This is a genomic window from Janibacter sp. CFPM2_SD2 (genome assembly GCF_057364645.1).
In genome coordinates this window covers 1-25,887 of record NZ_JBNFOF010000021.1, presented here as the reverse complement: position 1 = coordinate 25,887, position 25,887 = coordinate 1, and the positions used below count along the sequence as shown (strand labels likewise).

Sequence of the window (25,887 nt, the reverse complement as noted above, 5' to 3'; positions counted from 1 at the left end):
GCTGGCGCACGAGGGCCTGCTGTGACCGCGGTGGCCGGGTCCGGCCAGGCGCCGATCTGGCGCGACGTCGTCGGCCAGGCCGAGACGATCGCGACCCTCGAGCGGGCCGTCGCCGACTCCGGCGGCCATGACCCACGCATGGCTCTTCACGGGACCGCCCGGGTCGGGGCGCTCGACCGCGGCCAGGGCCTTCGCCGGGGCGCTGCTGTGCCCGACCGGTGGCTGCGGCGAGTGCCGTGAGTGCCGCACCGCGCTCGAGCAGCACGTCGACGTCGACGTGCTCGCGACCGAGGCGCTGTCGATCGGCGTCGCCGCGACCCGCGACCTCGTCCAGCTCGCCGGCCGCTCCCCGAGCGTCGGGCGCTACCGGATCATCCTCGTCGAGGACGCCGACCGGCTCACCGAGCAGTCGGGCAATGCCCTGCTCAAGGCGCTCGAGGAGCCGACACCACGCACGGTCTGGCTGCTCTGCGCGCCGAGCCTCGAGGACGTGCTCATCACCGTCCGCTCACGCTCGCGGCACGTGCGGTTGCGCACGCCGCCCGTGCCCGAGGTGGCCCGCCTGCTCGAGCGCCGCGACGGTGTCGACATCGGCATGGCCACCTATGCAGCGCGCGCCGCGCAGAGTCACATCGGGCTGGCCAAGCGGCTGGCCACCGACGAGGGCGCGCGCATCCGTCGCCGTGACACGATCGCGATGGCCGGGCGCATCCGCGGCGTCTCCGATGCCGTCGGTGCCGCCGCCGACCTGCTGCAGATCGCCGAGCAGGAGCGTGACCGCACGCTCGAGGCGCGCGCCGCGGCGGAGCGGGAGCGCCTCCTCGAGACCCTCGGCGCCGACCCGAGCGCCCGGACCCAACCGCCGCACGTGCGCGCCCAGATCACCTCCTTGGAAAAGGAGCAGAAGACCCGCGCCACCCGGTTCACCCGCGACATGATCGACCGCGCCCTCGTCGACCTGCTGTCGGTCTACCGGGACGCGCTCGTCCTGCACGCCGGCTCGCCCGTCGCCCTCGTCAACGAGGACGCCCGACCGGTCGTCGAGGAGGTCGCGCGGGCCTTCGGTGGTGAGGGTCTGCTCGTGGCGATGGAGGCCATCGCCACGGCCCGCGAGCGCATCGCGGCCAACGTCGCCCCGCTGCTCGCGCTCGAGGCGATGGCGATCTCGCTGCAGCTGCCGACCCGCTGAGCGACATCAGGGGCGACAGGTAGCGTCTGCGCCATGAGTCGTGCCCGTCGCCCCGTCCGTGTCCTGGCTGCCGCGGCGGCGCTGCTCCTGCCGGTGGCGGGCTGCTCGCTGCTCGAGCCCGACACCCAGCCCACCGGGCTCGGCCCCGGCAACACCGCGCCGCCGGCGGGGACCACGGGGCTCGAGCGCTTCTACGAGCAGCAGCTCGACTGGGGTCCCTGCGAGCGCGGCGACGGCGAGTGCGCCGAGCTCGAGGTCCCGATGGACTACGAGCACCCCGACGGCCGCACCCTCGAGATCGCGGTGCTCCGGGTCCCGGCGAAGGACGAGGCCGCGGGCTCTGTCGTCGTCAACCCCGGCGGCCCGGGCGGCTCGGGCGTGGACTACGCGGCCGCGGCCGACTTCATCGTCAGCGACCAGATCCGGCGGCACTTCGACGTCGTCGGCTTCGACCCGCGAGGCGTCGGGCGCTCCGAGCCGATCGACTGCCTGAGCGATGCCGAGATGGACGACTACCTCGCCAAGGACCCGACGCCCGACACCCCGGAGGAGAAGGCGGCGGGGGAGCGGGCACAGCAGGACTTTGCCGACGGCTGCGAGGCCAAGAGCGGCGAGCTGCTCGGCCACGTCTCGACCGCCGACGCCGCCCGCGACATGGACGTGCTGCGGGCCGTGCTCGGCGACGGCAAGCTCACCTACCTCGGCAAGTCCTACGGCACCTATCTCGGTGCGACCTATGCCGACCTCTTCCCCGACCGCGTGGGCCGGCTCGTGCTCGACGGCGTGCTGCCGCCCGACGCGACATCGGAAGAGGTCGCGATCGGTCAGGCCAAGGGCTTCGACACCGCGACCCGGGCGTGGGCGCAGGACTGCGTCGACGACGACTGCCCGCTCGGGTCGAGCGCCGACGAGGTCGTCGAGCACGTGCAGGACCAGCTCGAGGCGCTCGACGCCAAGCCGCTGCCCGCGAGCGCCGGGATCAAGCTCACCGAGGGGTGGGCGACGTGGGGCATCGCGCAGGCGATGTACGACCAGGGCATGTGGTCGCAGCTGACCGACGCGCTCGTCGCGGCGAAGGACGGCGACGGTGGTCCGCTGAGCGAGCTCGGCCGCAGCTATGCCGGTCGTGACGCCGGCGGCGTCTACCAGAACAACATGCTCGAGGCCCTGCCCGCCGTCTCCTGCCTCGACACCCCGGACGGACCCGGCGACCCCGACGACCTCGTGGCCCGCGCAGAGAAGGAAGCGCCCATCTGGGGCCGCGCGCTCGCCTCCGAGTCACCGTGCGCGCAGTGGCCGGTCAAGGCCACCAACACGCCGCACGAGGTCGAGGCGAAGGGAGCCGACCCGATCCTCGTCGTCGGCACCACCCGCGACCCGGCGACGCCCTACGAGTGGGCGAAGCGGCTGCACGAGCAGCTCGCCGACTCCGCGCTCGTCACCCACGAGGGCGACGGGCACACCGCCTACATGCGGCAGAACTCGTGCGTCGACAAGGCCGTGGACCAGTACTGGCTGACGGGCGCACTGCCCGATGGTGGCGAGCTCACCTGCAAGGAGTGAGCTTCCCGGTCCCTGAGGAGGTCGGGAAGCGACCGTCTCGAAGGGTCAGCTGGTGACGGTCACCGTGTCGCGCCAGCTCGGCAGCCACGCGCCCGAGCTCGTGTCGCGTCCGCTGAGCACGACCTCGTAGCTGCCGGGCGTGGCCCAGCTGCCGTCGGGCAGCCGGCCGTCCCACGGCACCTCGAGCGTGCCGTCATCGGTGCGCGTGCCGGTGGAGTCGGCGACGACGCCGTGCTCGTCGCTGCTCACCCGCACCCGCCAGGTGATGTCGCCGGTCGTCTGGGCACGCAGGGTCGACCCGCCGGTGCCCCGCTCGATCCTGCGGGGGCTGGTGCTCGGCTTGTAGATCGCGGTGCCCTGACGCTCGCGGGCGCCGGCGCGGATCTCGCCCAGCCGGGCGTAGAGGTACTGCCCGGGGCAGTCCGTCTGGCCGACGTTGCGGTGCCCGAGCACCGTCGGGCGCCACACGCCACCGATCGTCGCCTTCGCGGTCGGGTCGACGTGGTGGCGGGCGAGCTTCCATGCCGTGAACCGCTCGATGCTCGTCTCCATGACGTCCGGCGCGGCGACGACGTCGTAGTCGCCCATCGCGGAGATGCCGAAGGTCTGGCTGTTGACGCCCTGCGCATGCGCGCCGATGACGGCCTTGTCCAGGCCACCCGCGCGTCCCTCCCACAGCCGGCCGAAGCGGTCGACGAGGACGTTGTAGCCGATGTCGTTCCACCCGCGGCCGTTGACGTGGAAGTCGTAGATGCCCCGCAGGATCGCCGGGACCTCCTCGGCGGAGTAGCCGTTGACCCCGGCGGTGTGGTGGACGACCGCGCCCCGCACCTGGCCGTACTCGGGGTCGCCCTTGCGGATCGACTCGTCCGCGCCCCACTCGGCCCGGCTGTGGACGGTCGGCTTGGCCTGGGGGTTGGTGCTGGTCGTCGAGCTCGTCGACGTGGCGCTGTCGGCGCTCGACGTGCCGGGCTCGACGAGGTCGACCTCGAGGTCGTGGGGTGCGCCGCCGGCCGACTCGACGCGCACCTGGATCCCGTCGGAGGAATCCGCGATGAGCGGCTGCGTCCCGCCGCGTGTGGCGGCCGCCTCGCTCGTGCCTGCGTCGGGCCCGGCCTCGGCCTGGAGGAGGCTCCAGCCGCTCCACCGTCCGGTCTCGGCGTCCCGGGTGCGCACGAAGGCCTCGACGTCGGAGCGTTCGCCGCTCCACGTGACCCCCGCGACGCGGAAGTCCTGCGTCGCCAACGCATCGGTCATGCCGACCACCCGGTCGCCGGAGCGGCCGGCGGAGGGGACCGTCGGCGCGGCCGACAGGGCGGCTCGGTCCACGCCCCGGATCGGGATCGAGTCGCGTTGCGCCGCAACGGGGCTGGGGGCGGCGGAGGCTGGCGCCGAGCCCATCAGGGAGGCCGCGAGAGCGGCGGTGGTCAGGCAGGGCAGAGCACGACGAAGGGAGCTCACGGGGACACCTCGCAGGGGGTTTGGGTCCGATGGGCCCGGCCCACGCTAGCCGCGGGTGGACGGCCCTGCAGGACGAGCCGGACCCGTTGCGGCACAGGGGAAGCGCCCCCTTCGCCCGGGGCGAGGCCGTGCGAAGGGAGGAGCCTGGGTACGAGTACTCCGGGAGAGCGCGCGGGGTGGGGCCCACAATGCGGAGGTGACCATTCCACGGCAGCTGCTGAAGAACGCCACCGGCTTCGCGCTGGTCTGGGCGGTGGCGAAGCTGGCCCACCGGGTGCGCTTCCGCACCGCGGGGGCCGTGCCGCGCAGGGGGCCGGTGATCCTCGTGGCCAACCACCTGACGATGTCCGACCCGCTGGCCGTGGCGCGGGTGGCGATCGGGCACCGGCGCTTCCCGCACTTCCTGGCGATGCAGGAGGTCTTCGGCTGGCCGGTCGTCGGTGCCCTCGCCCGGGCCACCGGCCAGATCCCCGTCGCACGCGGCTCGGCGTCCGCGGCCGGAGCGCTCGACGCGGCCTCCGACCGGCTCGTCCAGGGGGCAGCTCGTCGCGCTCTACCCCGAGGGGCGCCTGACGACCGAGCCCGACAAGATGCCCGGCCCGGCACGGACCGGGGCTGCGCGGCTCGCCCTGCGTCACCCCGAGGCCCCGGTCGTCCCGGTCGGGACGTGGGGGCCGCAGCAGGGCACCGGCACCTGTGGCACCGGCACACCGCCTGCCTGTCCGTGGGCGACCCGGTCGACCTGTCGGCGTGGGCGGGGCGGACCGACGACGCCGCGGCCAGAGAGGTCACCGACGCGATCATGGCGGCGATCCGCGAGGAGATCGGGCACGCCCGGCAGATGTGGGAGACCCGCTGACCCCTTCGCCGCGGGTCCCGGCGTCGCCTGGCGTCGTTGATGTCACTCGGTTGCCCGGAGAAGGGGGACCAGGTGGCACCAACGACGCCGGGCTCGCAGCAGGGCTGTGTCTGGCCCCGGAAATGACGAAAACCCCCGATTTCTCGAGGGTTTCGTGTGGAGCCGCCTGTCGGAATCGAACCGACGACCTTCTCATTACGAGCACGAAGGGTGCGCAGTGCGGCCCGATTGCGGGCAGTGCAGTCGGTGCGTTTCGTGAGTTCTACACCCCGTTGTGCGCTGAGGGGGTACCACGGGGGTACCAACTCCCGCGGAGGTCCATCGCCCCGATAGCGGAGCAGAGAAGAGCTCGTAGAGGTTCGGTCAAGGTCCCTTCTTCGCGATGCTGCCCACCGCATGTTCGGGAGGACATACCTGGACCATGCAACCGAGCTGGGCCTTGACCAGTTCTCGAAGAGGTCGGATCGTCGCCCGCCGGGGAGATGGATCGGACGAGAGTGACAGCCCCCACCTGCGCCGCCGACAAGCGTGCGTAGGTGGGGGTGCGCGTAGGGCGAGGAACGAGCCCGGAGCGCGGGGGTCCCTACCGGAGCGCGCGCCGGAGGCGTGCGCGCGGGCCGAAGGCCCGCCTTGAGTCAGTAGGGAAAGTCATCACACCAGGTGCTGGAGGGCGGGTTCTGGTGACGCCGCGTCGTCGGACGAACTACAAGAGTGCGAAGGGTTCCAATTCACCCCCCGAAGGGTGGTGGTTCGCTCTACGTGTGTTGAACCGAGGTGCATGCTCGCTCTCGTACTGCGGTCGTCTCCAGCTGGATGGTGGCATGCTCGAAGGAAACGGGAAAGTGCTCCTTCACACACGAAATGAGCTGCTCCAGAATCTGTGGTGCGTGGCCCGATTCGAAGCACTCGTCATCTATCACGACGTGCGCGGAGATGACGGGCAGGCCAGTGCCGATCGTGGAGGCGTGCAGGTCGTGGACCTCGCGAACATGCTCCAGCTCAAGGATGTGTGTCCGCACGGCGTCCAGGTCGACGTCCTTCGGGGTGAACTCCATCAGCACCCGCACGGTCTCGCGCAAGAGCTTGTATGCGCGGGGGAGGATTAGGGCCGCGATGAACAGCCCGGCGATGGTGTCCGCTCGTTGGAACCCTGTGGTGGCGATCACGATGGCGGCCACGATCACCCCGAGGGACCCCAAGGCGTCGTTGAGCACTTCGAGGAATGCCGCGCGCATGTTGAAGTTCGCGTCGCGACTGGAGGACAGGACCGCCATCGCGCCGATGTTGGCTATAAGTCCGATGATGCCGAAGAGCAGCAGTTCCCTGGCTTGGACCTGCGTGGGCTCAACCAGTCGGCGGACCCCTTCGATGGCCGCGTAAGAACCCACCAGCAGCAGCAACGCCGCTTGGCCCAGTGCAGCGACGATCTCGATGCGCGCAAAACCCCACGTGCGCTGGCTGCTGGGGGGCCGCAGCATCATGGTGGCTGCGATAACCGCGACCAGCAGGCCGGTGGAGTCCGATAGAGCGTGGGCAGTGTCCGTCAGCAGCGCCAGGCTGCCGGTGATGACGCTTCCGATCGCCTGCGCGATGACGATGAACGAGGTGATGCCAAAGGCAATCAGAAGGCGGTTGCGCAAGCCACTGCCCGCTTGCCCATGTGTCGGGCGGTGGTGGTGGTCGGATCCCATCAGACCTCCTCGGTCGTAAGTTGGTCGTGGTCACGGTGCTCGCGCAGGGACAACGACGCGCCCGACGCTGCCAGTAGCGCATCCGCGCTTTCGAACAGGGCACACAGTCGGGACGAATCGGTTAACGAGAACCACGACGCGCGGCCCTCGGTCCGCACCCTCACCAGCCCACAGTCCCGCAGGCACGCCAAGTGCTTGCTCACCGTCGACTGAGCAAGGTGCATGTGGTCGACCAAGTCGCGGACCCGATGCTCCCCACTGGAGAGGTGCTTCAGGAGCGCCAGGCGCGTCGGCTCGGCCAAGGCATGGAACAAGGCAGCGCAGGCGTCAGACACCTCCATCGCGACTGGATCTTCATGCTGGCTATTGATCGTCATAGAGCGATGCTACCGTCGCGGAGCGATCAATTGGCGCCCAGTACCCCGGCTGGCATACAGGTCAGTCGTCAATGTATGGTCACTGGATGCTGACTAGTGCCGCTCGACTGGACGTGCTCAATCGTTTGGGTAGAGCGATGGCGGATCCGACTCGAGCGCGGATCTTGGTGTCGTTGTTGCAGGACGCGAGTTATCCAGCGCAGTTGGCTAAGGATCTAGGACTGAGCCGCACGAACGTCTCGAATCATCTGGCCTGTCTGCGCGGCTGCGGGATCGTGACCACCGCACCGGAGGGACGTCGCACCCGGTACGAGATCGCCGACGCGCATCTGACTCGGGCGTTGGAGACCTTGATGGACGTGGTCTTGGCGGTCGACGACGGCGTCCCCTGCATGGATGCGGACTGCGATGTACCGCTGTGCTGCGGGGCCACGCCTCCACTCATCCTCGAAGAGACGAATGAGGTTGCGCGATGAGCGATGCATGCTGTGGAGACTCTGACGAGACGGCACCCGATGACCTGGTGCCGTGGTGGCGCGACCGAGGCCTGGCCCTGCCGGCCATCGCGGGCGTTTTCTGGCTGAGTGGCTTGCTCCTGGAGTTCGCCGGCGCCGAGGTCCCCGCCGTGGTCATCTACGCGGTCGGTGTGGCGGCCGGGGCCTGGACGTTCGCCCCGAGCGCGGTGCGCCGCCTGGTCACGGGGCGGGGGAGTGGCCGGCTGGGTGTGGGCCTGTTGATGACGATCGCCGGCACCGGCGCTGTGCTTCTAGGGCACGTGGGTGAGGCTGCTGCTTTGGCCTTCCTGTTCTCGATTGCCGAGGCACTTGAGGACCGCGCTATGGACCGGGCCCGTCACGGGCTGCGGGCGTTGTTGTCCCTGATCCCGGAGACCGCCCTCGTGTCACGAGCAGAAACGGACGAGCGGATCCCCGCCGAGCAGGTCCGGCGCGGCGATGTCCTCCTCGTCGGCGCTGGCGACCGAGTCAGCACGGACGGCGTCGTCGAGGTAGGCCACTCGTGGATGGACACCTCTGCGATCACCGGGGAGTCGATCCCCGTCGAGGTCGCACCCGGCGACGAGATCGCGGCCGGATCGGTCAACACGTCGGGCACGTTGCGCATCACAGCAGTCGCCGACGGGCGCGACAACTCCCTGACCCAGATGGTCGAGCTCGTCGAGCAGGCTCACGCGGACAAGGGCGAGCGTGCGCGCCTGGCTGACCGCATCGCCCGACCACTCGTCCCGTTGGTGCTGCTGGCCGCTACTGCGATCGCGGCGTACGGGTTCGTCGTGGGCGACCCACAGACGTGGATCGAGCGTGCGCTGGTGGTGCTGGTCGCGGCCTCACCCTGCGCCTTGGCGATCGCGGTCCCGGTCACGGTGATCTCAGCGATCGGCTCGGCCAGCAAGTTCGGGGTGATCATCAAGTCCGGAGCAGCCTTCGAGCAGCTGGGGACCATCCGCACGGTCGCCTTCGACAAGACAGGCACCCTGACTCGCAACGAGCCCCGGGTGGTGGCCACTCACGCGGCCAAGGGCCACACCGACGCTGAGGTGCTCTCCTTGGCAGCAGCAGTGGAGGCCACCAGCACCCATCCCCTGGCGGCGGCGGTGGTCGCTGCCTCACCAGATCATCCGGCGGCGAGCGATGTCCACGAGCACGCCGGACACGGCGTCACCGGGTTGGTGGACGGACACCGGGTACGCGTGGGCAGCCCTCGCTGGGTCGCCCCGAACGATCTGAGCGAGCAGGCCGACACCATGGCCGGCCAAGGCATGAGCCTGATGGTGGTCGAGGTCGACGATCAAGCGTGCGGCGTGATCGGCATCCGCGACGAGCTGCGCCCCGAGGCAGCCCAGGCCATCGCCGCCCTGCACCGGCAGGGCGTGTCCACCGTGATGCTCACCGGTGACAACACACGCACCGCGCAGGCCATCGCCGGTGAAGCCGGCATCCGACAGGTTCACGCGGAGTCCCTGCCCCAGGACAAGGCCGACCACATCCGCGCCTCGATGGCCACGGCCCCGACGGCGATGATCGGCGATGGCATCAACGACGCGCCCGCACTGGCGACTGCCACCGTCGGTATCGCGATGGGTGCCGGCGGTTCCGCCGCCGCGGTTGAGTCCGCGGACGTTGCCTTCACTGGCCACGACCTCCGGCTGCTGCCGCAGGCCCTCGCACATGCCCGCCGCGGACGAGCGATCATGACCCAGAACGTCGTCCTGTCCGTTGCCCTGATCGCGGTCCTCTTCCCGCTCGCTCTGTTCGGCGTGCTGGGTCTGGCTGCGGTCGTGCTGGTCCATGAGGTCGCCGAGGTCATCGTCATCGCCAATGGTTTGCGAGCCATCCGCAGCCAGCGCCGTTCCCAGCCTGAAGACAGAAGCGATGACTACTCTGCGCGCCAGCAGCGCCCTTCGATGATTGGATCCCGATGAGCAAGAGCCTGAAACTGTCCATGGCCATGATCGTGGCGGTCCTGGTGGCATTGGTCGCTGCGGTGACGTTCAGCCGGGCCGGTGAAGAAGCGGCACCTACGGGGTCCGGAAGCGGGGCGTCCGCGCCCTTGGTGCGCGATGACAGCCCCCGCCTGACCTCCGGCAAGAAGGCGGTGTTCGTGGAGTACCTCGACTTCGAGTGCGAAGCGTGCGGCGCAGCCCACCCCGTCATGACGGACCTGCGAGAGAAGTACGGCAACGACGTGACCTTCGTGGTGCGCTACCTCCCCCTCCACGGAAACTCGATGAACGCGGCACTAGCTGCCGAGGCCGCCCGTGAACAGGACAAGTTCGAGGAGATGCACGACAAGCTCTTCGAGACGCAGGCCGAGTGGAGCCACTCTGAGTCGTCCAAGGAGAAGACCTTCGAGGGATACGCCCAGGAGCTGGGGCTGGACATGAAGCAGTACCGCGCCAGCCTGAAGGACCCCGCCGCCGCGAAGCGCATCGAGCAGAGCACGAAGGATGCCCAGACACTGGGCGTCACCGGCACACCCACGTTCTTCCTCGACGGCAAAAAGATCGAGCCGACCACCATCGCCGACTTCGAGACCAAGCTTGATGCCGCAATCGAAGACTGACCCGACCGCTGTCACTCCGGCGGCTGCGGTCAACGCGCGTGGACTGGGCTGGCTGTACCTCGTCGGGGGCCTGATCGGGCTGCTCTGCGCCGTCGTGCTGCTCGTGGAAAAGATCGAGCTGCTCAAGAACCCGGACTACGTCCCCTCGTGCAGCATCAACCCGATCCTGTCCTGCGGCTCGGTCATGGTCACCCCGCAGGCAGACGCCTTCGGTATCCCCAACCCGCTCATCGGAGTCACCGGGTTCGCAGCCCTCGCCATGCTCGGAGCAGTCCTGGTCAGTGCCACGAGCCTTCGTGCATGGTTGTGGGTGGCGACCCAGGCCGTGGTGAGCCTCGCGGTGGTGTTCATCCACTGGCTGATCTTCCAGAGCCTGTACGTCATCGGAGCCCTGTGCCCCTACTGCATGATCGTGTGGGTCGTGACCATCGCCGTCTTCTGGCACACCACCATCCACAACCTCCAGCGTTGGCGAGCCACCACGGCTCGGCACGTACCCCGGGTGGTATCAGTGCTCATCGAGTACCGCGCAGCGGTCTTGACCGCCTGGTACCTCGTGATCATCGTGCTCATCGCCATCAGGTTCTGGAACTACTGGGTCACGATCCTGTGATCACTGACCCGTGGACCGAATCGCCATCACGCCGAGAGGCCGAGCGGCATCCTCCAGCCACCTCGGTTCTGACGAACGACGACCCCGATACCTCGCCGCGCATCCACGCACACGCGCCGACAACCTCAGGAGCATGAGACCCGAATGACCGCACGTCGTCCATCCCGCCGAAGTCTCCTCACCGCGGCAGGTGCCATCGCTGCCACCGGTGCTCTCGCCGCGTGCTCCTCATCCGGCGCCGAGGATGACCAAGACCTCGGCTATCGATCCGGGGACGGCAGCGTGACCGCCTTCGACGAGTCCCAGCGGGGCGAACCGGTTGAACTGGCTGGTGAAACGCTTGACGGCCAGACGTGGGACAGCGCCGATCACCGTGGCCAGGTCGTCGTCGTCAACGTCTGGGCCAGCTGGTGCGGACCCTGCGCCAAAGAGGCCCCACACCTCGTCGCGCTCAACAAGGAGATGAAGGGGGAGGACGTGCAGCTCGTCGGGATCAACTTCCGAGAGTCCTCCGTGGCGACCGGCAGAGCACAAGCCAAGACGTGGGGCTTCACCTGGCCCTCGATCTACGACAAGTCCGGAATCACCTCGATCGCCATGCAAGGCAAGATGACCACCCAGCCCTCCACCGCTGTCCTCGACCGCCAGGGTCGTATCGCTGCGGTTGTCCTCGGAGCGACCACGCAGTCGACCCTCCGAGGCTTGATCGAGGACACCCTTGCCGAGGGGGGCCGATGATCGTCTCCTTCACGACCGGGCTCAGTGACCAGGTCGCCAGTGGGGCTCTGCCGATCGCGGTGCTCGTCGCGATCCTCGCGGGGCTCGTCTCCTTCGCCACGCCCTGCGTGCTGCCCCTCGTACCGGGCTATCTGGGCTACGTCACCGGCCTGTCCGACGTAGCACTGGAGAGGCGCAGCCGCGGCAGGATGGTCTTGGGCGCGCTGCTGTTCATCCTCGGCTTCACCCTCGTTTTCGTTCTTGCCTCGATGTTCGTGGCCACCGCCGGCCGCGCGCTCGTGGAGCACCGAGAGCTGCTGATGCGCATCGGTGGCGTCGTGGTGATTCTCATGGCGCTTGTCTTCGTCGGCGCCGGGTCGCAGCGGACCTTCCGACTGCCGATCAAGCCCGCCACCGGCCTGGCCGGGGCCCCTGTCCTCGGGGCCGTCTTCGGTCTGGGCTGGGCGCCCTGCATGGGTCCGACACTCGCCGCGGTCCTCGCGCTCAATCTCGCCGGCGACGCATCGATCACCCGAGCTGTCGTTCTGGCCGTGGCCTACTGCCTCGGGCTGGGACTGCCCTTCGTCCTCATCGCCGCGGCCTACGAGCGCTGGGCTCCGGTCTCGAACTGGCTGCTTCGTCATCAGCGCAGGATCCAGATCGCCGGCGCAACCCTGCTGATCATCGTTGGGGCACTCCTGCTCACCGGCGGCTGGGATGCGATCGTCCAGCCGCTGCAAACCAAACTCATCAGCGACTGGGAAGTGCCCCTCTGATGTGAAGGAGCGTGGCCCACTGATGTCGCCTATTGGCCTTCGACAGGCTCCGGTGGCGGCCCGTCGCCGGCCCAACGTCGCAGGCTGTAGCGCCGCATCTCTCGTCCGTCGATCGTGATGAGCACGCCCGTGCCCTTTGGCCACAGCCGCCACCCTTCGGCCGCTAGAGCAAGTGCCCACGCCTCGGGGTCGTCGTTCGGGAGGAGATCCCGGAGGGTGTAGCGCCACACGTAGACAAGGATCTCATCGGGCTTCGTCCGCGTGCGATGACACTCGTCAATCGCCACATGTCAGCGTTGAACGCACGGCTCGCGCCTGAACATGACGATTCGACACCGCACAGCGCGCTCCCCCTCCGCTTTGGGCGGAATGGTTCAGCCGATGCTGTACTATTCACTAGGTGCTGACCATTATTTCTCGACTGGACGTGATGCATCGTCTGGGCCGCGCGCTGGCCGATCCGACCAGATCCCGGATCCTCCTGACCCTGCTCGACAGCCCGGCCTACCCGGCAGAGCTGGCCCGGGACCTGGACCTGACTCGCTCGAACGTGTCCAACCACTTGGCCTGCCTGCGCGACTGCGGCATCGTCATTGCCGAGCACGAGGGCCGCAGGACGCGCTATGAAATCGTCGACTCACATCTCGCACAGGCACTGGCGGCACTGGTCGACGCCACCCTGGCCGTCGACGAAAGCGCCCCATGCATCGATCCAGGCTGCTTGGTCCCGGGCTGCTGCGCAGGAGAGGTGGATGCCTGATGCTCACCACGACAGTCCAGGCCATCGGCCTGTTCATGGCCACCAACATCGACGACATCATCGTGCTGTCACTCTTCTTCGCTCGAGGCGCGGGCCAGCGCGGCACCACCACCCGCATCCTGCTCGGCCAGTACCTCGGGTTCGCCGGCATTCTCGGCGCGGCAGTGCTGGTGACCGTTGGCGCAGGCGCCTTCCTGCCCTCCGGGGCCATTCCCTACTTCGGGCTCATCCCTCTAGCCCTCGGGCTCTGGGCTGCATGGAACGCCTGGCGCGGCGACGATGACGACGACGACGCGAAGGTCGCTGGCAAGAAGATCGGCGCGTGGACCGTCGCAGGTGTCACCTTCGCCAACGGCGGAGACAACATCGGCGTCTACACCCCCGTCTTCCTCAGCGTGGACCCCCTAGCGGTGGTCGCCTACTGCATCGTCTTCCTCGCGCTGGTCGCCGTCTTGGTCGCACTCGCCAAATTCGTCGCCACCCGCCCACCCATCGCTGAAATCCTCGAACGCTGGGAACACATCCTGTTCCCCATCGTCCTCATCGGCCTCGGCATCGTCATCCTCGTCACCGGCGGAGCGTTTGGTCTCTAGCAATGAACAAGATCGGTCAGGTCCGGTGGCGAACCGGTAGACGATCGTCACCGCATTACCCTCGGCTCAGTGACGTCGGCTCAGTGACGTCATGTTCTGAGCCACACAGGGCCGTGCGGTGACGATAGGCAACGGACTGGCTCCCAGGATGCCTTTGCTCCTCAGCGCCCAAGCGACAGGGAGATTGTGAAGCACGAGCCCTTCCCCGGACCGGGGCTGGATGCGGTGAGTCCTCCGTGATGCGCGTCGATGATGGCCTTGCTGATGGTCAGGCCGATGCCAGATCCTCGTTGGTCGTTGGTGCGGGCCGAGTCCCCGCGGTAGAAGCGTTCGAATGCGTGCTGTACCTGCTCGGGGGTCATGCCGTCGCCGGTGTCGGTGACGGTGATGATGGCCTCATCGTCTTCACGGGTGGCCGTCAGGGTGACTGTTCCGCCTGCAGGGGTGTGCCGGTGTGCGTTGGTGAGGAGGTTGGCCATGACTTGGGCGAATCGGACGGCATCGGCCAGGATCTCGAGTCCTGTCGCCTCGTCAACGTCCAGGACCAGGTTGATGCCCTTCTCCGAGTAGCTGTCACGCATGCCCCCGTAGGCCGCCCGCAACAAGTCGGCCACCTTGTGGCGCTGGATGTCGAGGGCGAGGTGTCCTTCTTCGGCCGTGGAGACCTCATTGATGTCCTCGGCCAGTCGCGCCAGCCGTTCCGTCTGGGCGGTCAATGCGAGACGAGAGTCATCACCCAGGGTCACTACGCCGTCGTGCAGTCCCTCGTGGTAGGCGCTCAAGGTCGCGATCGGCGTGCGAAGTTCGTGGGCGAGGTCGGAAAGCATCCGCCGTCGGGTGTCCTCGACTCCTTCCAAGCGGGCCGCCATCACGTTGAATGCTCCGGCGAGGGTCTCGAGCTCAGTCCCCGCACCGACATGAGGTACGCGGGTGGAGTAATGGCCACGGCTCAGTTCGCGCGCGGCATAGGTCATCTGCGCCAGCGGTTGGCGCAGTCGTCGGGCGAGGAACCAAGCCACCGCAGTCGCGCCAGTCAGAGAGATGAGCAGGCTCACGCCCAGGGCGATGAGCGAAGCGTCCCGAAAGGCCATCTCGATGTGGACCAGTTCGGGCGCGTTCTCCTGGTGCCCTGCTTGGAGGAGGTGGTCGTGGAAGATCGGGGGACCGATAACGGCGGCGACGAGCCCGGCTGTCAGTGCTCCCGCAAGGAGTACCAGGATCTGGCCCGCCAATAATCGAGGTGCCAGACCCTTGGAGAGCTTGTTGACGCGCTTGTTCATCCAGGCCCCATCCGGTAACCGATGCCGCGCACCGTGGTGATGTAGCGAGCGAGATCGGGGTTGTCTCCGAGCTTGCGTCGCAGGTGAGCGATGTGGACGTCGACCAGGTGCTCGTCCCCGACCCAGCCGCCCCCCCAGACCTCCTCGATGAGTTGCGTGCGGGAGAAGGCCATCGAGGGCCGTTGGGCCAGCGTCATCAGCAGATCTCGTTCGGTAGGTGTCAGCGGAACTGGTTCCCCCATCAGGTGGACCTGCTGCCCGAGCGGGTCCACCTGAAGATCGCCGAATACCCATGGGGTTGCGGCAGCGGTGGAGTTGCCGGGGTTCCCGCCCCGTGGGCGACGCAGGACCGTCTGCACGCGTGCCACCAGTTCGCGCACGCTGAAGGGTTTGGTGACGTAGTCGTCGGCGCCCACGGACAGGCCGATCAGGGTGTCTATCTCGTCCGTCCGGGCGGTTGCGACGATGACGTAGCAGTCGCTGAAGGTGCGGATCTGGCGGCAGACCTCGATGCCGTCCAGTCCGGGCAGTCCCAGGTCGAGGATCACCACGTCTGGGGACTGCTCTCGTGCTGCGTGTACTCCGGCGACGCCGTCGTGCTCGACGGCGGTCTGATACCCGCTGCGGGCGAGATAGGCGGCGATCATCTCCGCCAGCGTCTTCTCGTCCTCGATGATGAGCACTTTCGCCAACGGCTCGACGGGGCTTCGTGTACTCACGACAGACAGTCTCACCCGAGGGCCGCACCACGGCCGACGTCAGCGGTGAATCGATGAGGATCTTCGTCAAACCTCAACGCGGCGATCACCCACCCATGACCTTTGCGCCGGAGCATGTATGCATGCCGGAAGGTCGGCTTCAGGAAGGAGTCTCTGATGATGTGGAACCACGGCTGCGACATGATGTGGCTGGGCATGGCCGCAGGGATCCTCGCCTTCTGGGTGATCGTCGTGCTCGCCGTGCGCGCACTGTTTCCCGGCCAGAGAAGCACCGCCACAGGCACTACCCGAACCAACGCGCTGACGCTTCTCGACGAAGGACTGGCCCGCGGTGACCTGAGCGTCGATGAGTACGAGAAGCGACGTCACCTGATCATTCACGGCCGCTGACGCGCGTCGGTACATCGACGTTTGGAAGGGAAATTATGAACACCATCACTCGCCGTGGCCTGCTGATCGGCGGTCTCGGTGCCGCTGGCGCAGCGGGCTTGGGAGCCTATGCCGCCACCCAAGGATCGGGTGCACGTGCGCCGAGGGGCACCTTCGGCGCTCCGACGCCTGTCTCACCTGACCCTGGGCAGACGGTGGTGACCAAGATGTTGACCGCCAAGCCGATCACCATCGATCTGGCGGGCCGCACCGTCTCGACCTGGGGATACGGCGACACCGTGCCTGGTCCACTTGTGCGGGCCACCGCCGGCGATTTCCTGCGCGTCACCCTCGACAACCAACTTCCGGACGAGACCACCATCCACTGGCACGGTATTCGTCTGCGCAACTCGGCCGATGGCGTCCCCGGCATGACGCAGGACCCGGTGAAGCCGGAGACCCCCTACGTCTACGAGTTCACCGCGCCCGACCCGGGCACGTACTTCTTCCACCCCCACGTCGGCGTCCAGCTCGACCGGGGACTGTACGCCCCGTTGATCATCGACGACCCGAACGAGCCAGGCGACTACGACACCGAGTGGGTCCTTGTCCTCGATGACTGGATCGACGGAACGGGCACCACGCCCAAGCAGGTCCTGGAGAAGCTCTTGGCCAATGACTCCCGATCCGGAGGCATGGGTGGCATGGACCACGGCGAGATGGGTGGGATGAACCAGGGCGCCATGGACGAGGCCGAGCCGTGGGGTGACGCCGGAGACGTGGCCTACCCGTACTTCCTCATCAACGGACGGCCGCCAGCGGACCCCGAGACGCTCAATGCCAAGCCCGGGCAGAAGGTTCGCTTGAGAATCATCAACGCCGCCTCCGACACCATCTTCACCGTCGCTCTCGGGGGACACCGGATGACGATCACGCACAGCGATGGGTTCCCGGTCGAGCTGACCGAGACGGACGCGTTCTACATCGGGATGGGCGAACGTTACGACGCAATTGTCACCCTCGACGACGGAGTCTTTCCCTTGGTGGCCAAGCCGGTCGGCAAGACCAGCGGCGGTCAGGCCATGGCCCTGGTCCGTACCGGAAGCGGGGCCGCACCCGACGAGGACGCCAACCCACGAGAACTGACCGGACGGATCCTCATCGGCTCTGACCTGAGCCCCGCCCCGGCAGCCAAGCTGCCGAGCAGGACACCCGATGCGACCACGCAGCTCACCCTCACTGGGTCGATGCAGCCCTACGAGTGGGGGATGAACGGAGCCCCGTTCGGCAAGAACGAACCCTTGAACGTCCAAGCCGGACGACGGTTGCGGATCAACGCCACCAACATGACGATGATGACTCACCCGCTGCACGTGCACGGCCACACCTTTGCCCTGCCGTCCGGGCTCAGGAAGGACACTGTCCTCGTGGCCCCCATGCAGTCATTTTCCATCGATCTCGACGCCGACAACGAGGGTGACTGGATGATCCACTGCCACAACACCTACCACGCAGAGGCCGGCATGATGATCGCCCTGGAGTACACGGCATGATGTCCCGACGACGTGCTGGCCGAGGTGTCGCTGCCGTAATCGCAGTGGCGCTGTTGGCCGGCTGTTCTTCCATATCGGAGACCGGGAAACCTGAGGAGTCCACCGGCGTCGGGTCATCGACGAGCGCAGCAGCGGGCGAGGCGGCCGAGCAAGCTATCCCTCTGATTCATGTTCATGGGGTCGCTCGTCACCCACGTACCGGCGACCTGCTGGTGGCCACCCACCAAGGCTTGTTCCATCAGGTCGACGGCGAGCTCGTCCGCAAGGGTCCTGCCATCGACCTGATGGGCTTCGCCATCGGCGTCGACGGCACTCTCTACGCCTCCGGTCACCCAGCGCCCGGCACCGACCTCCCCCAGCCAGTAGGTCTCATCACGTCGCAGGACACGGGTCGTACTTGGCAAGTCGCCTCACTCGGCGGGCGCTCGGACTTCCACGCTCTGACCACCGGCCCGAACGGGGTCATCGGGTTCGACGGAACGCTTCGACACACCAGCGACACCAAGATCTGGACCACGCGGGACATCCCTTCGCCACCCCGGGTACTGGCCGCTTCTCCCACGTCCGGGAAGTTGCTGGCCACCACCAGCGCCGGCCTGCTCATGAGCCAGGACGAGGGCGCCACCTGGGCCTCCCTCGATCCCCCAGAGACGGCCGTGCTCGCCGCCTGGGCCGACGAGGAGACCATCGTGATCTCGTCGGCCGCAGGAAGACTCGCAATCAGCAGCGACGTCGGCCAAACCTGGACCCTTCACCCCAGGAGCATCGGGGTGGCCGAAGCGCTGTGGGCGGGCCGTACCAGTGACGGGCAGGTGGAGATCATCGCGTCTGTCGAAGGGCAGGTGATCAGCACCAAGGATGCAGGAACTACCACCCAGACGTTGGTTCAGTGACCCGTCGTCGCCGTCCCTGTGCATCAGCGGGTGGCCTTCATCGAACCTCAACGAGAGCGGGGTCGAATCATCATCTCGCGACGTGAGGGTGGATGTGTCCGCAAAACATTTGGCGAAGGAGTCCCCATGACCCGACTTGCACGGCGCGCTGCTCTCGTGGTCGCGACAACCCTCACCGCAGGCACCTTGGCTGCCTGCTCCAGCGGCTCGGACGGATCCATGTCCGGGATGGACCATGACAAGACACCGATGAGCACCAGCGACACGTCCACGGCGGCGGATGGCCGGCAAGGTGACATCATGTTCGCCCAGATGATGATCCCCCACCACGAGCAAGCGATCACGATGGCCGACCTCGCTCTCGACCCTTCCGCCAAGGCATCAGGGCAAGTCCATGACTTCGCCAAGGACATCAAGGACGCCCAAGACCCAGAAATCCAGATGATGGAAGGTTGGCTCAAGGACTGGGACGCCCCCACCCCAAGCTCTTCCGGCATGGACCACGGGTCCGGGATGATGACGCAGGATGAGATGTCCAAACTCGAGTCGGCCACTGGCGCCAAGTTCGACAAGCAGTGGCTCACCCTCATGATCAAGCACCATCAAGGCGCCGTAACCATGGCAGAGCAAGTTCTCACCACGACCGAGGACAACGCAGTCAAGAGAACGGCCAAGAGCATCGTCAAGGCCCAGAAGGCCGAGATCAAGGCCATGCAACGCGAACTCTGAGCGCGGCATGCCCTTGGCGAGCTCGGCCGGCCCGGATCACGGGTGGCGCGCGACCCGCAGCCCGATAATCGGTCAGGTGAGCGAGGTGATCAACTCGCGGCAGGCCTGCTCGCACCGCCGGCACGCCTCGGCACAGACGCGGCAGTGCTCATGCATCGAGGCATGCTCCTCACAGCTGTCACCGCACGACTTGCAGGCTGTCGCACACGCCTCGAGGAAAGCCCGCGTGACGTTGGCGTCGTAACCGGTGTGGCGCGAAAGCGCTGAGCCGGTCGTTGTGCAGATGTCCGCGCAATCGAGATTGGCGCGGATGCATTTGGTGAGATCAGCGACTGTGTCCTCACTCAGGCAGGCGTCGGCACAGGCGGTGCACGTCTGGGCGCACTCGTGGATCGCCGGCCGCAGTGACCTCGCCCTGCCCTCACTGCTGTTCTATCTCGCCGCCTACGCCCTGACCAACGTGGCTGCCTTCGCGGTCACCGCGGCCCTTCCCGAGCACCGAGACCTGACCGCCTACCGTGGGCTGGTCCACGAACGCCCCGGGCTCGCACTCGCCCTGCTCGTCGCACTGCTCGGCCTAGTGGGCACCCCACCGACGGCCGTGTTCGTCGGCAAGCTCACCACCGCCACCGCCGCTTGGGACGGTGGACACAGCTGGCTGGCCCTGCTCGTGATGCTCAACAGCCTGCTCAGCCTCTTCTACTACCTCCGCTGGTTCGGTCCTGTCTTCGCCCGCCCCACCCATGAATCCGCGACCCGTCGCCGCACGGGCGGGGACGCCTGGGCTGCCGCCACCGCCGGTGTCGCCGCCACCGCAAGCCTGACCCTCGGGATCGTTGCCGGCACCCTGTGGACGGCTCTCGAGGGGCCCTTGCTGCTCTAGCGTCGCGTTCCTGAAGTGCTTGGGAGGCTCTGGGTACGCGATAGTGGATTGATCCTGAAGGCCCGCTCGCCGTAACTATCGACGGTGACCCTGTCCAACTCGAGAAGGTGGTCTATGGCTGAGACGCGACGGTGCAGTCACTCGCTAGTCGCATTCGCGCCAGCCTCGACACCCGCAGCGACCTGAAGCCCAGCGACGTGGAGGGACTCTTGAACCGTACGGCAGTGATCCGCACGCTCGACTGGAAGATAACCGGGCACGGGCGACGTCTGCACGACCTGAGGCACACGGCGGCCTGCCTGTGGCTCGCTCGAGGAGTCGACCTCGGGACGGTTCAGGCATGGATGGGGCACGAGTCGGCGGCCACCACGAACCGGTACCTGCACTTCCTCGGAACGGCAGCTGATCGCGCGGGCCTCGACCGCCTGAATCTCGAGTGGGGGTACCAGGGGGGTACCAACGTCGAGGCGAACGGGGACCCGTCGTGAGCGCATTGGCCGCAGAATCGACGAAGCCCCCCGAGTTACCGGGGGGCTTGCGTGGAGCCGCCTGTCGGAATCGAACCGACGACCTTCTCATTACGAGTGAGACGCTCTAGCCGACTGAGCTAAGGCGGCATGCGCCCGTGGACGCGAGGCACGAGTATACGGATGAGTGCCCGTGGCGCGTAATCGGCTCAGAGGTCGAAGTGAGCGTCGAGGTCGTCGGTCGTCGTGTTGGCTCCCGAGGACGGCGCGACGACCTCGGTGGTGAGCACCCGCGTGGCCGAGTCGCCAGCGGGATGGGCTTCCAGGCGAACGAAGGCCGAGCGCACGTCGGCCTGGTCACGGTAGGTGCGGGCGACCGCCTCGAGCACCCCCTCGAGCGACGCGGCGACGGCCGTGCGATCGGCGCCCTGCAGGGTCAGCACCCCGCTGATCGTCGTCCCCGCCGAGGCCGAGTCCTGGTACTGGACCTGGCCGTCGACGTACACGGGCAGGGCCTCGACGGCGGACTGCAGCGCCGCCCGCACCGCACCCACGTCGCTGCGACGGCCGCACGCCGCGAGCGACAGGGCGAGCCCGCCCACGAGGACGGCCCGGCGCGTGGCGCGCATCAGCCCGCGAGGGCCTCGGAGCGCCGGGCGCGACCCGCTCGAGGACGACGTCGGCGATGACCTCGGGGTGGGTCTCCATGAGCCAGTGGCCGGTCTCGAGCGGCCGGATGATCGCCAGCTCGGGCTGGTCGCCGGCACGGCGGCGCAGCTGCTCGACGGTGCGCTCGGTCGCGACCTCGCCGAAGGCCGGGTCCTTCGTCCCCCAGACGTAGGCGGTCGGGATGACCCGGCGGTGCACGCTGCGGCGGGGACCCCCCTTCGACCGGCGCTTGCGCCAGATGAGGGTGGGGGAGAGGGCGGCCCGGTACCACGCGAAGGTGCCCTCCGCGGCACCCGGCGTCTTGAGCCGGCGGGCGTCGTGGGCGGCGCGGTCGCGGGGCATGCCGATCCGCTCGAGGACCTGCTGGGCGAAGAGCCGGAAGAAGAGCACCGGCAGCACCGGCAGGGCGAAGAGCGCCATGTACCAGGAGTGCTTGAGCTGGTCGCCGGCCCGCATGCCGGCCGCCATCCCGGCCGGGCTGGGCGTCGACAGCACGGTGAGCGTTCTCGACGCGGTCGGGCTCGCGGGCGGCGACGGCCCAGGCGAGCGCCCCGCCCCAGTCGTGGCCGACGATGTGCGCCCGCTGCGCCCCGACCTCGTCGAGCAGGGCGATGACGTCGCCGACGATCTCGGTGATCACGTAGTCGAGGTGGTTGCCCGGGCGGGCGCCGGGGAGTAGCCGCGCAGGTCGGGCGCCAGCACCCGCAGCCCGGCGTCGGCCAGGCGCGGCGCGACGGAGTGCCACGCCGTGCGGTCCTGCGGCCAGCCGTGGAGCAGGACGACGACGTCACCCTCCTGCGGGCCGAGGTCGTCGATGTCGAAGGTCAGTCCGTAGCGGGAGTAGTAGCGCACGGGGCCAACGTAGTTGACGTGCCCGGGCGGGGAGCAGGATGGGAGCGTGACCGCACCGCATTTCACCTTCCACCACGAGTGGGTGCTCGATGCGCCGCGGGAGGCGGTGGTCGCGGCGCTCGCGGACCCCGAGGGCTATCCGCGGTGGTGGGCGCAGGTGCGCGGCGTCGAGCGCCTCGACGAGACCTCGGGTCGTGCGCGGATCCGCAGCGCGCTGCCGATGACCCTGCACCTCGTGCTCACCCGCGAGATCGAGGACCGCGAAGGGGGTCACCTGCGGGTCCGCCTGGACGGTGACCTCGACGGGTGGGCCGGGTGGACGGTCGTGGACGACCCGCGGGGCGGGGTGCGGGCGACCTTCGACCAAGAGGTGAGGGTCGCCGCCCGGTTGTCCCGGGCGGCGACCCTCGCTCCTGCCGTGCTGCGCGCCAACCACGCGTGGATGATGCGGCAGGGCCGCAGCGGGTTGGCGCGCTATCTCACTCGCCGTCGCTGAGCGGCTTGTCCTTGGTGGCCAGCTCCTCGTGGGCGCGGGCGGACGCGGCCTCGATGTCCTCCGGCGAGTGCGAGGCGTCGGGGTGGGCCTGCGAGTGGCTCGAGCTCGGCATCGTCCAGCGGGCGGTGCTCACGCCGGCGGCCTTGGCGCGCTCGATGGCCTCGGTGACCGTCTTCTCGGCCTCCTCGCGGCCGACCCAGTGGGCGCCCTCGACGGACTTGCCGGGCTCGAGGTCCTTGTAGGTCTCGAAGAAGTGCTGGATCTCCAGGCGCCAGAACTCGCTGATGTCCTCGAGGTCCTTGATGCCCTCCTTGCGCGGGTCGCCCGCGGGGACGCACAGGACCTTGTCGTCGCCGCCGGCCTCGTCGCGCATGTGGAACATGCCGATCGGCCGCGCCCGCACGAGGCAGCCGGGCCAGGTCGGCTCGTCGAGGAGCACGAGCGCGTCGAGCGGGTCGCCGTCCTCGCCGAGGCTGTCCTCGACGTACCCGTAGTCGCTCGGGTAGGCCATGGAGGTGAAGAGCATGCGGTCGAGGCGGATGCGACCGGTCTCGTGGTCGACCTCGTACTTGTTCTTCTGGCCCTTCGGGATCTCGATGGTGACGTCGAACTCCACAGTCGTACCTCTTGTCTGTGACGGGTGAACTATTCTCGGGCACAGTGTTCCACCACCACCGACAAAACACCGCAGGGGGCCGCGCGTGCGACGCACTCTGATCGCCGTGACGTCGGTCGCAGCACTCGCCGTCGGTTACGGCGTGGCCGATGCCTACGACCGCGTGCCGGGCGTCCTCACCATCGACGAGCCGGTCACCGAGCAGACCCCCGCCCCGCGTGAGCCCACCGCGGTCCTGCCCGCCGCCTCGAAGCAGGCGCCGGTCCCGACCGCGTCCGGTCTGGCCCGCACGGTCCGTGACGACGTCGGCGCCTCGGCCCTCGGCCCCCGCGTCGGGGTCGTCGTCCGCGATGCCCTGACCGGCGACACCCTGTGGTCCCAGGACGAGGACCGCCCGCAGACCCCGGCCTCGACGGCGAAGCTGCTCACCGCAGCCGCCGTCTCCGAGACCACCGACCTGTCGACGACGATGAAGACCCGCGTCGTGCAGGGCGAGGGCGACGAGATCGTCCTCGTCGCCTCGGGCGACACGATGCTGGCGAAGGGGGCCGGCGACCCGACCGCGGTCGAGGGCCGCGCGGGTCTGGCCGACCTCGCCGAGCAGGTCGCGACGTCCCTGGGGTCGGACGCGAAGGGGAGGCACTCCCTTCGCCTCGATGCCACCTATGCGGCCGGGGAGCGCTATGCCCCGACGTGGAACATGGCCGACGTCGCCGCCGGCTACACCCAGGGCGTGTCGATGATCGGGCTCGCCGGCGACCGGCCGGAGCCCTTCAAGCCCTCACCCGCGGTGCCCGAGCGGACCGTGCTCAAGGCCTTCGCCAGCCAGCTGAAGAAGGCCGGCGTCAAGGTCACCGTCGACGACTCCTCGCGCACCTGGCAGCAGGCCGCGCCGCAGGGCGCCGAGGAGCTCGGCGCCGTCGAGTCGGCGCCGCTCGGCGACGTGCTCGCCCTCGCGCTCGACGACTCCGACAACGCCCTGACCGAAAATGTCGCCCGCCAGGCCGCGCTCGCCGACGGCGCGGGGACGAGCTTCGCCGAGGTGAGCCGGTGGGTGCACTCGACCCTGCGGGACGCGGGCGTCGACATGACGGGCGTGAAGCTCAAGGACAACTGCGGGCTCAGCTCCGGCCAGGTGATCCCGGCCAGGGTGACCTCCGACGTCATGCAGCTCGGCATCACCGGCAGTGCCCGGAGCATGACCCGCGTGCTCTCCGACCTGCCGATCGCCGGGCTGACCGGCACCCTCCACGACCGCTTCCTCGTCGACGACTCGCGCGGCGCCTCCGGCATCGCCCGGGCCAAGACCGGCACGCTCACCGGGACCTCGGCGCTTGCCGGCACGACGACGACGCAGGACGGGCGGCTGCTCACCTTCGTGCTCGTCGCCGACCGGGTGCCCTCGACGACCGGCACGCTCGGCGCCCGCGCCGCGCTCGACGCGATCGTCGCCGACATCACCGCCTGCGGCTGCCGCTGAGCCCGCAGCGTCCACGGGGTCAGTCCGTAGGGTGACCTCGTGACCAACTACGTCGACTGGAAGTTCGCCGCATCGGCCGGTGCCCGGCTCGTCCCGCCCGGCCCGGACGTCACCCCCGACGAGGCCGTCGAGGTCGTCGAGGAGATCCGGGCCCTCGCGGCCTCGGCCGTCGAGCCGGTCGCCACGACCGCCCGACTGCGCGCGCCCGACGCGGCCCGCGCACCACTCGTCGTCGACCGGCGCACGTGGATCGACGTCAACGCGACGTCGATGTCGGGCATGCTCGACCCGGCCCTCGAGGCGGCCAACCGGCGCAAGGGCAAGGAGCCCTCGGCGGCCGCCCAGGCCGTCGGCTCCAAGATCACCGGGGCCGAGGCCGGCGGCATGCTCGCCTTCCTCTCGACGAAGGTCCTCGGTCAGTACGACCTCGCCCCCGACGGCGACCCCGCGCTGCTGCTCGTCGCGCCCAACATCGTCGCGACCGAGCGCGACATCGAGGCCGTGCCCCGCGACTTCCGCCTGTGGGTGTGCCTGCACGAGGAGACCCACCGGGTGCAGTTCGAGGGCGTGCCGTGGCTGCGCGAGCACGTCATCGACAGCGCCCGCGCGCTGACGAGCGATCTCATGCCCGACGGCGAGGCGCTGCGCGCCCGCCTCGAGCAGGTGGCGACCCAGCTGCCGCGCCTCTTCTCCGGCGACAGCCAGGGCCTCACCGAGCTCGTCATCACCCCGGCCCAGCGCGAGCGCCTCGCCGACGTCACCGCCGTGATGTCGCTGCTCGAGGGCCACGCCGACGTCGTCATGGACGACGTCGGCCCCGAGCACGTGCCGACCGTCGCCTCGATCCGCGAACGATTCACCAAGCGCCGCAAGGGCGCCGGCGCCGCCGACCGCCTGCTGCGCCGGCTCCTCGGCCTCGAGGCGAAGATGCGCCAGTACCGCGACGGAGCCGCCTTTGTCCGCGCGGTCCAGGAGCAGGTCGGCGTCGACGGCTTCAACGCCGTCTGGACCTCGCCCGAGACCCTGCCCACCGCCCTCGAGATCACCGACCCCGCCGCCTGGGTGCGGCGGGTCCACGGCTGACGTGGGCGCCGGCCACCCCTCCCAGGCCGACTGCCGAAGGGGGGTCCGCGCGGCTCTCGCAGGTCTGCCGGCCGGCTCGCTGGCGCTCGCCGCGGTGAGCGGGGAGCCGACTCCCTCG

The 25,887-nt window shown here is 68.8% G+C and carries 28 protein-coding genes, 1 tRNA gene and 3 pseudogenes; 21 read left to right on the top strand and 11 right to left on the bottom strand.

The genetic code is table 11. From position 1 onward, the window contains the following. Positions 1–30 precede the first annotated feature (30 nt). Positions 31–1,189, top strand: a pseudogene (locus AC2W7J_RS03710) (DNA polymerase III subunit delta'). Between the two features lie 33 nt (positions 1,190–1,222). Beyond that, positions 1,223–2,752, top strand: coding sequence for an alpha/beta hydrolase (locus AC2W7J_RS03705; RefSeq protein WP_485981480.1), 1,530 nt, complete (start codon positions 1,223–1,225; stop codon positions 2,750–2,752). Positions 2,753–2,797: 45 nt separating this feature from the next. Here the strand turns inward: AC2W7J_RS03705 and AC2W7J_RS03700 are convergent, their stop codons facing one another. Further along, a complete protein-coding gene (locus AC2W7J_RS03700; RefSeq protein WP_485981479.1) occupies positions 2,798–4,081 on the bottom strand; it encodes a peptidoglycan recognition protein family protein in 1,284 nt (427 codons plus the stop codon). 328 nt (positions 4,082–4,409) lie between these two features. Between AC2W7J_RS03700 and AC2W7J_RS03695 the strand changes: the two genes are divergently transcribed. After that, positions 4,410–5,072, top strand: coding sequence for a lysophospholipid acyltransferase family protein (locus AC2W7J_RS03695; RefSeq protein ID WP_485981478.1), 663 nt, complete (start codon positions 4,410–4,412; stop codon positions 5,070–5,072). Between the two features lie 755 nt (positions 5,073–5,827). On the opposite strand, the gene AC2W7J_RS03690 is transcribed toward AC2W7J_RS03695, so the two are convergent. After that, positions 5,828–6,763, bottom strand: a complete 936-nt coding sequence (locus AC2W7J_RS03690; RefSeq protein WP_055992840.1) for a cation diffusion facilitator family transporter — start codon at positions 6,761–6,763, stop codon at positions 5,828–5,830. Beyond that, a complete protein-coding gene (locus AC2W7J_RS03685) occupies positions 6,763–7,140 on the bottom strand; it encodes an ArsR/SmtB family transcription factor (protein ID WP_055992843.1) in 378 nt (125 codons plus the stop codon). The genes AC2W7J_RS03690 and AC2W7J_RS03685 overlap by 1 nt, the downstream gene beginning before the upstream one ends. Before the next feature lie 86 nt (positions 7,141–7,226). Here AC2W7J_RS03685 and cmtR (AC2W7J_RS03680) point away from each other — a divergent pair, with 86 nt between their 5' ends. From cmtR (AC2W7J_RS03680) to AC2W7J_RS03645, 8 genes are all read left to right on the top strand, one after another. Beyond that, entirely contained in the window at positions 7,227–7,616 is a 390-nt protein-coding gene (gene cmtR, locus AC2W7J_RS03680) for a Cd(II)/Pb(II)-sensing metalloregulatory transcriptional regulator CmtR (RefSeq protein ID WP_055994351.1), read from the top strand. After that, on the top strand, positions 7,613–9,580 hold the full coding sequence (locus AC2W7J_RS03675; protein ID WP_421008760.1) for a heavy metal translocating P-type ATPase: 1,968 nt from the start codon (positions 7,613–7,615) through the stop codon (positions 9,578–9,580). The genes cmtR (AC2W7J_RS03680) and AC2W7J_RS03675 overlap by 4 nt, the downstream gene beginning before the upstream one ends. After that, positions 9,577–10,221 (top strand): DsbA family protein, encoded by a 645-nt coding sequence (locus tag AC2W7J_RS03670; protein WP_421008759.1) that lies wholly within the window; start codon positions 9,577–9,579, stop codon positions 10,219–10,221. The genes AC2W7J_RS03675 and AC2W7J_RS03670 overlap by 4 nt, the downstream gene beginning before the upstream one ends. After that, positions 10,202–10,834 carry a vitamin K epoxide reductase family protein gene (locus AC2W7J_RS03665; protein ID WP_421008758.1) on the top strand — a complete coding sequence of 211 codons (633 nt, stop codon included), beginning with the start codon at positions 10,202–10,204 and terminating at the stop codon, positions 10,832–10,834. The genes AC2W7J_RS03670 and AC2W7J_RS03665 overlap by 20 nt, the downstream gene beginning before the upstream one ends. A 282-nt stretch (positions 10,835–11,116) precedes the next feature. Next, positions 11,117–11,572 (top strand): TlpA disulfide reductase family protein, encoded by a 456-nt coding sequence (locus tag AC2W7J_RS03660; RefSeq protein ID WP_421008757.1) that lies wholly within the window; start codon positions 11,117–11,119, stop codon positions 11,570–11,572. Continuing rightward, on the top strand, positions 11,569–12,327 hold the full coding sequence (locus tag AC2W7J_RS03655; protein WP_421008756.1) for a cytochrome c biogenesis CcdA family protein: 759 nt from the start codon (positions 11,569–11,571) through the stop codon (positions 12,325–12,327). Before AC2W7J_RS03660 ends, AC2W7J_RS03655 begins: the two co-directional genes overlap by 4 nt. A gap of 400 nt (positions 12,328–12,727) precedes the next feature. After that, the gene (gene cmtR, locus AC2W7J_RS03650) at positions 12,728–13,087 is read left to right on the top strand and encodes a Cd(II)/Pb(II)-sensing metalloregulatory transcriptional regulator CmtR (protein WP_421008755.1); all 360 of its coding nucleotides are present in this window, start codon (positions 12,728–12,730) and stop codon (positions 13,085–13,087) included. Further along, complete coding sequence (locus tag AC2W7J_RS03645) at positions 13,087–13,680, top strand: cadmium resistance transporter (RefSeq protein WP_485981477.1); 594 nt, start codon at positions 13,087–13,089, stop codon at positions 13,678–13,680. Before cmtR (AC2W7J_RS03650) ends, AC2W7J_RS03645 begins: the two co-directional genes overlap by 1 nt. Before the next feature lie 161 nt (positions 13,681–13,841). On the opposite strand, the gene AC2W7J_RS03640 is transcribed toward AC2W7J_RS03645, so the two are convergent. Further along, positions 13,842–14,960, bottom strand: coding sequence for a sensor histidine kinase (locus AC2W7J_RS03640; RefSeq protein WP_421008753.1), 1,119 nt, complete (start codon positions 14,958–14,960; stop codon positions 13,842–13,844). After that, positions 14,957–15,652, bottom strand: a complete 696-nt coding sequence (locus tag AC2W7J_RS03635) for a response regulator (protein WP_421008810.1) — start codon at positions 15,650–15,652, stop codon at positions 14,957–14,959. Before AC2W7J_RS03635 ends, AC2W7J_RS03640 begins: the two co-directional genes overlap by 4 nt. Before the next feature lie 183 nt (positions 15,653–15,835). Between AC2W7J_RS03635 and AC2W7J_RS03630 the strand changes: the two genes are divergently transcribed. The 4 genes from AC2W7J_RS03630 (at position 15,836) to AC2W7J_RS03615 (ending at position 19,223) form a co-directional block, all read left to right on the top strand. Continuing rightward, the gene (locus AC2W7J_RS03630) at positions 15,836–16,069 is read left to right on the top strand and encodes an SHOCT domain-containing protein (protein WP_421008752.1); all 234 of its coding nucleotides are present in this window, start codon (positions 15,836–15,838) and stop codon (positions 16,067–16,069) included. Positions 16,070–16,104: 35 nt separating this feature from the next. Further along, positions 16,105–17,601 (top strand): multicopper oxidase family protein, encoded by a 1,497-nt coding sequence (locus tag AC2W7J_RS03625; RefSeq protein WP_421008751.1) that lies wholly within the window; start codon positions 16,105–16,107, stop codon positions 17,599–17,601. A 44-nt stretch (positions 17,602–17,645) separates the two neighbouring features. After that, the gene (locus AC2W7J_RS03620; protein ID WP_421008750.1) at positions 17,646–18,494 is read left to right on the top strand and encodes a F510_1955 family glycosylhydrolase; all 849 of its coding nucleotides are present in this window, start codon (positions 17,646–17,648) and stop codon (positions 18,492–18,494) included. A gap of 126 nt (positions 18,495–18,620) precedes the next feature. Continuing rightward, on the top strand, positions 18,621–19,223 hold the full coding sequence (locus AC2W7J_RS03615) for a DUF305 domain-containing protein (RefSeq protein WP_421008749.1): 603 nt from the start codon (positions 18,621–18,623) through the stop codon (positions 19,221–19,223). A gap of 72 nt (positions 19,224–19,295) precedes the next feature. Here AC2W7J_RS03615 and AC2W7J_RS03610 read toward each other — a convergent pair. Continuing rightward, positions 19,296–19,619, bottom strand: a pseudogene (locus AC2W7J_RS03610) (four-helix bundle copper-binding protein); the annotation flags it as partial. On the opposite strand from AC2W7J_RS03610, the gene AC2W7J_RS03605 reads away from it, so the two are divergent. Together AC2W7J_RS03605 and AC2W7J_RS03600 are read left to right on the top strand one after the other, a co-directional pair. Continuing rightward, on the top strand, positions 19,507–20,106 hold the full coding sequence (locus tag AC2W7J_RS03605; RefSeq protein WP_421008809.1) for a proton-conducting transporter transmembrane domain-containing protein: 600 nt from the start codon (positions 19,507–19,509) through the stop codon (positions 20,104–20,106). The pseudogene AC2W7J_RS03610 and the gene AC2W7J_RS03605 sit on opposite strands and share 113 nt — an antisense overlap. Before the next feature lie 224 nt (positions 20,107–20,330). After that, a complete protein-coding gene (locus AC2W7J_RS03600) occupies positions 20,331–20,594 on the top strand; it encodes a tyrosine-type recombinase/integrase (RefSeq protein ID WP_421008748.1) in 264 nt (87 codons plus the stop codon). A gap of 52 nt (positions 20,595–20,646) precedes the next feature. On the opposite strand, the gene AC2W7J_RS03595 is transcribed toward AC2W7J_RS03600, so the two are convergent. Beyond that, positions 20,647–20,723, bottom strand: a tRNA-Thr gene (locus AC2W7J_RS03595). Positions 20,724–20,782: 59 nt separating this feature from the next. After that, positions 20,783–21,202, bottom strand: a complete 420-nt coding sequence (locus tag AC2W7J_RS03590; protein ID WP_421008747.1) for a hypothetical protein — start codon at positions 21,200–21,202, stop codon at positions 20,783–20,785. A gap of 77 nt (positions 21,203–21,279) precedes the next feature. On the opposite strand from AC2W7J_RS03590, the gene AC2W7J_RS03585 reads away from it, so the two are divergent. After that, on the top strand, positions 21,280–21,414 hold the full coding sequence (locus AC2W7J_RS03585; RefSeq protein ID WP_485981481.1) for a hypothetical protein: 135 nt from the start codon (positions 21,280–21,282) through the stop codon (positions 21,412–21,414). A 390-nt stretch (positions 21,415–21,804) separates the two neighbouring features. Here the strand turns inward: AC2W7J_RS03585 and AC2W7J_RS03580 are convergent. Then, positions 21,805–21,882 (bottom strand): annotated as a pseudogene (locus AC2W7J_RS03580) (hypothetical protein); the annotation flags it as partial. After that, positions 21,879–22,094 carry an alpha/beta fold hydrolase gene (locus AC2W7J_RS03575; protein ID WP_485981476.1) on the bottom strand — a complete coding sequence of 72 codons (216 nt, stop codon included), beginning with the start codon at positions 22,092–22,094 and terminating at the stop codon, positions 21,879–21,881. The pseudogene AC2W7J_RS03580 and the gene AC2W7J_RS03575, both read right to left, overlap by 4 nt. Before the next feature lie 46 nt (positions 22,095–22,140). On the opposite strand from AC2W7J_RS03575, the gene AC2W7J_RS03570 reads away from it, so the two are divergent. Next, the gene (locus AC2W7J_RS03570) at positions 22,141–22,590 is read left to right on the top strand and encodes an SRPBCC family protein (RefSeq protein ID WP_427801455.1); all 450 of its coding nucleotides are present in this window, start codon (positions 22,141–22,143) and stop codon (positions 22,588–22,590) included. Here AC2W7J_RS03570 and AC2W7J_RS03565 read toward each other — a convergent pair. Further along, positions 22,574–23,206, bottom strand: a complete 633-nt coding sequence (locus AC2W7J_RS03565) for an inorganic diphosphatase (protein ID WP_421008746.1) — start codon at positions 23,204–23,206, stop codon at positions 22,574–22,576. The genes AC2W7J_RS03570 and AC2W7J_RS03565 overlap by 17 nt on opposite strands. A gap of 85 nt (positions 23,207–23,291) precedes the next feature. On the opposite strand from AC2W7J_RS03565, the gene AC2W7J_RS03560 reads away from it, so the two are divergent. After that, entirely contained in the window at positions 23,292–24,686 is a 1,395-nt protein-coding gene (locus AC2W7J_RS03560; protein ID WP_421008745.1) for a D-alanyl-D-alanine carboxypeptidase/D-alanyl-D-alanine-endopeptidase, read from the top strand. A 39-nt stretch (positions 24,687–24,725) separates the two neighbouring features. Continuing rightward, positions 24,726–25,769, top strand: coding sequence for a zinc-dependent metalloprotease (locus tag AC2W7J_RS03555; protein ID WP_485981475.1), 1,044 nt, complete (start codon positions 24,726–24,728; stop codon positions 25,767–25,769). Positions 25,770–25,887: the final 118 nt, after the last annotated feature.

Bases quoted from the DNA above. Each gene is read 5' to 3' on its own strand.
- AC2W7J_RS03705 (WP_485981480.1), top strand. From the start codon at position 1,223: ATGAGTCGTGCCCGTCGCCCCGTCCGTGTCCTGGCTGCCGCGGCGGCG.
- AC2W7J_RS03690 (WP_055992840.1), bottom strand. From the start codon at position 6,763: ATGGGATCCGACCACCACCACCGCCCGACACATGGGCAAGCGGGCAGT.
- AC2W7J_RS03685 (WP_055992843.1), bottom strand. From the start codon at position 7,140: ATGACGATCAATAGCCAGCATGAAGATCCAGTCGCGATGGAGGTGTCT.
- cmtR (WP_055994351.1), top strand. From the start codon at position 7,227: ATGCTGACTAGTGCCGCTCGACTGGACGTGCTCAATCGTTTGGGTAGA.
- AC2W7J_RS03675 (WP_421008760.1), top strand. From the start codon at position 7,613: ATGAGCGATGCATGCTGTGGAGACTCTGACGAGACGGCACCCGATGAC.
- AC2W7J_RS03670 (WP_421008759.1), top strand. From the start codon at position 9,577: ATGAGCAAGAGCCTGAAACTGTCCATGGCCATGATCGTGGCGGTCCTG.
- AC2W7J_RS03665 (WP_421008758.1), top strand. From the start codon at position 10,202: ATGCCGCAATCGAAGACTGACCCGACCGCTGTCACTCCGGCGGCTGCG.
- AC2W7J_RS03655 (WP_421008756.1), top strand. From the start codon at position 11,569: ATGATCGTCTCCTTCACGACCGGGCTCAGTGACCAGGTCGCCAGTGGG.
- AC2W7J_RS03645 (WP_485981477.1), top strand. From the start codon at position 13,087: ATGCTCACCACGACAGTCCAGGCCATCGGCCTGTTCATGGCCACCAAC.
- AC2W7J_RS03640 (WP_421008753.1), bottom strand. From the start codon at position 14,960: ATGAACAAGCGCGTCAACAAGCTCTCCAAGGGTCTGGCACCTCGATTA.
- AC2W7J_RS03630 (WP_421008752.1), top strand. From the start codon at position 15,836: ATGATGTGGAACCACGGCTGCGACATGATGTGGCTGGGCATGGCCGCA.
- AC2W7J_RS03625 (WP_421008751.1), top strand. From the start codon at position 16,105: ATGAACACCATCACTCGCCGTGGCCTGCTGATCGGCGGTCTCGGTGCC.
- AC2W7J_RS03615 (WP_421008749.1), top strand. From the start codon at position 18,621: ATGACCCGACTTGCACGGCGCGCTGCTCTCGTGGTCGCGACAACCCTC.
- AC2W7J_RS03605 (WP_421008809.1), top strand. From the start codon at position 19,507: ATGTCCGCGCAATCGAGATTGGCGCGGATGCATTTGGTGAGATCAGCG.
- AC2W7J_RS03590 (WP_421008747.1), bottom strand. From the start codon at position 21,202: ATGCGCGCCACGCGCCGGGCCGTCCTCGTGGGCGGGCTCGCCCTGTCG.
- AC2W7J_RS03585 (WP_485981481.1), top strand. From the start codon at position 21,280: ATGAGCCAGTGGCCGGTCTCGAGCGGCCGGATGATCGCCAGCTCGGGC.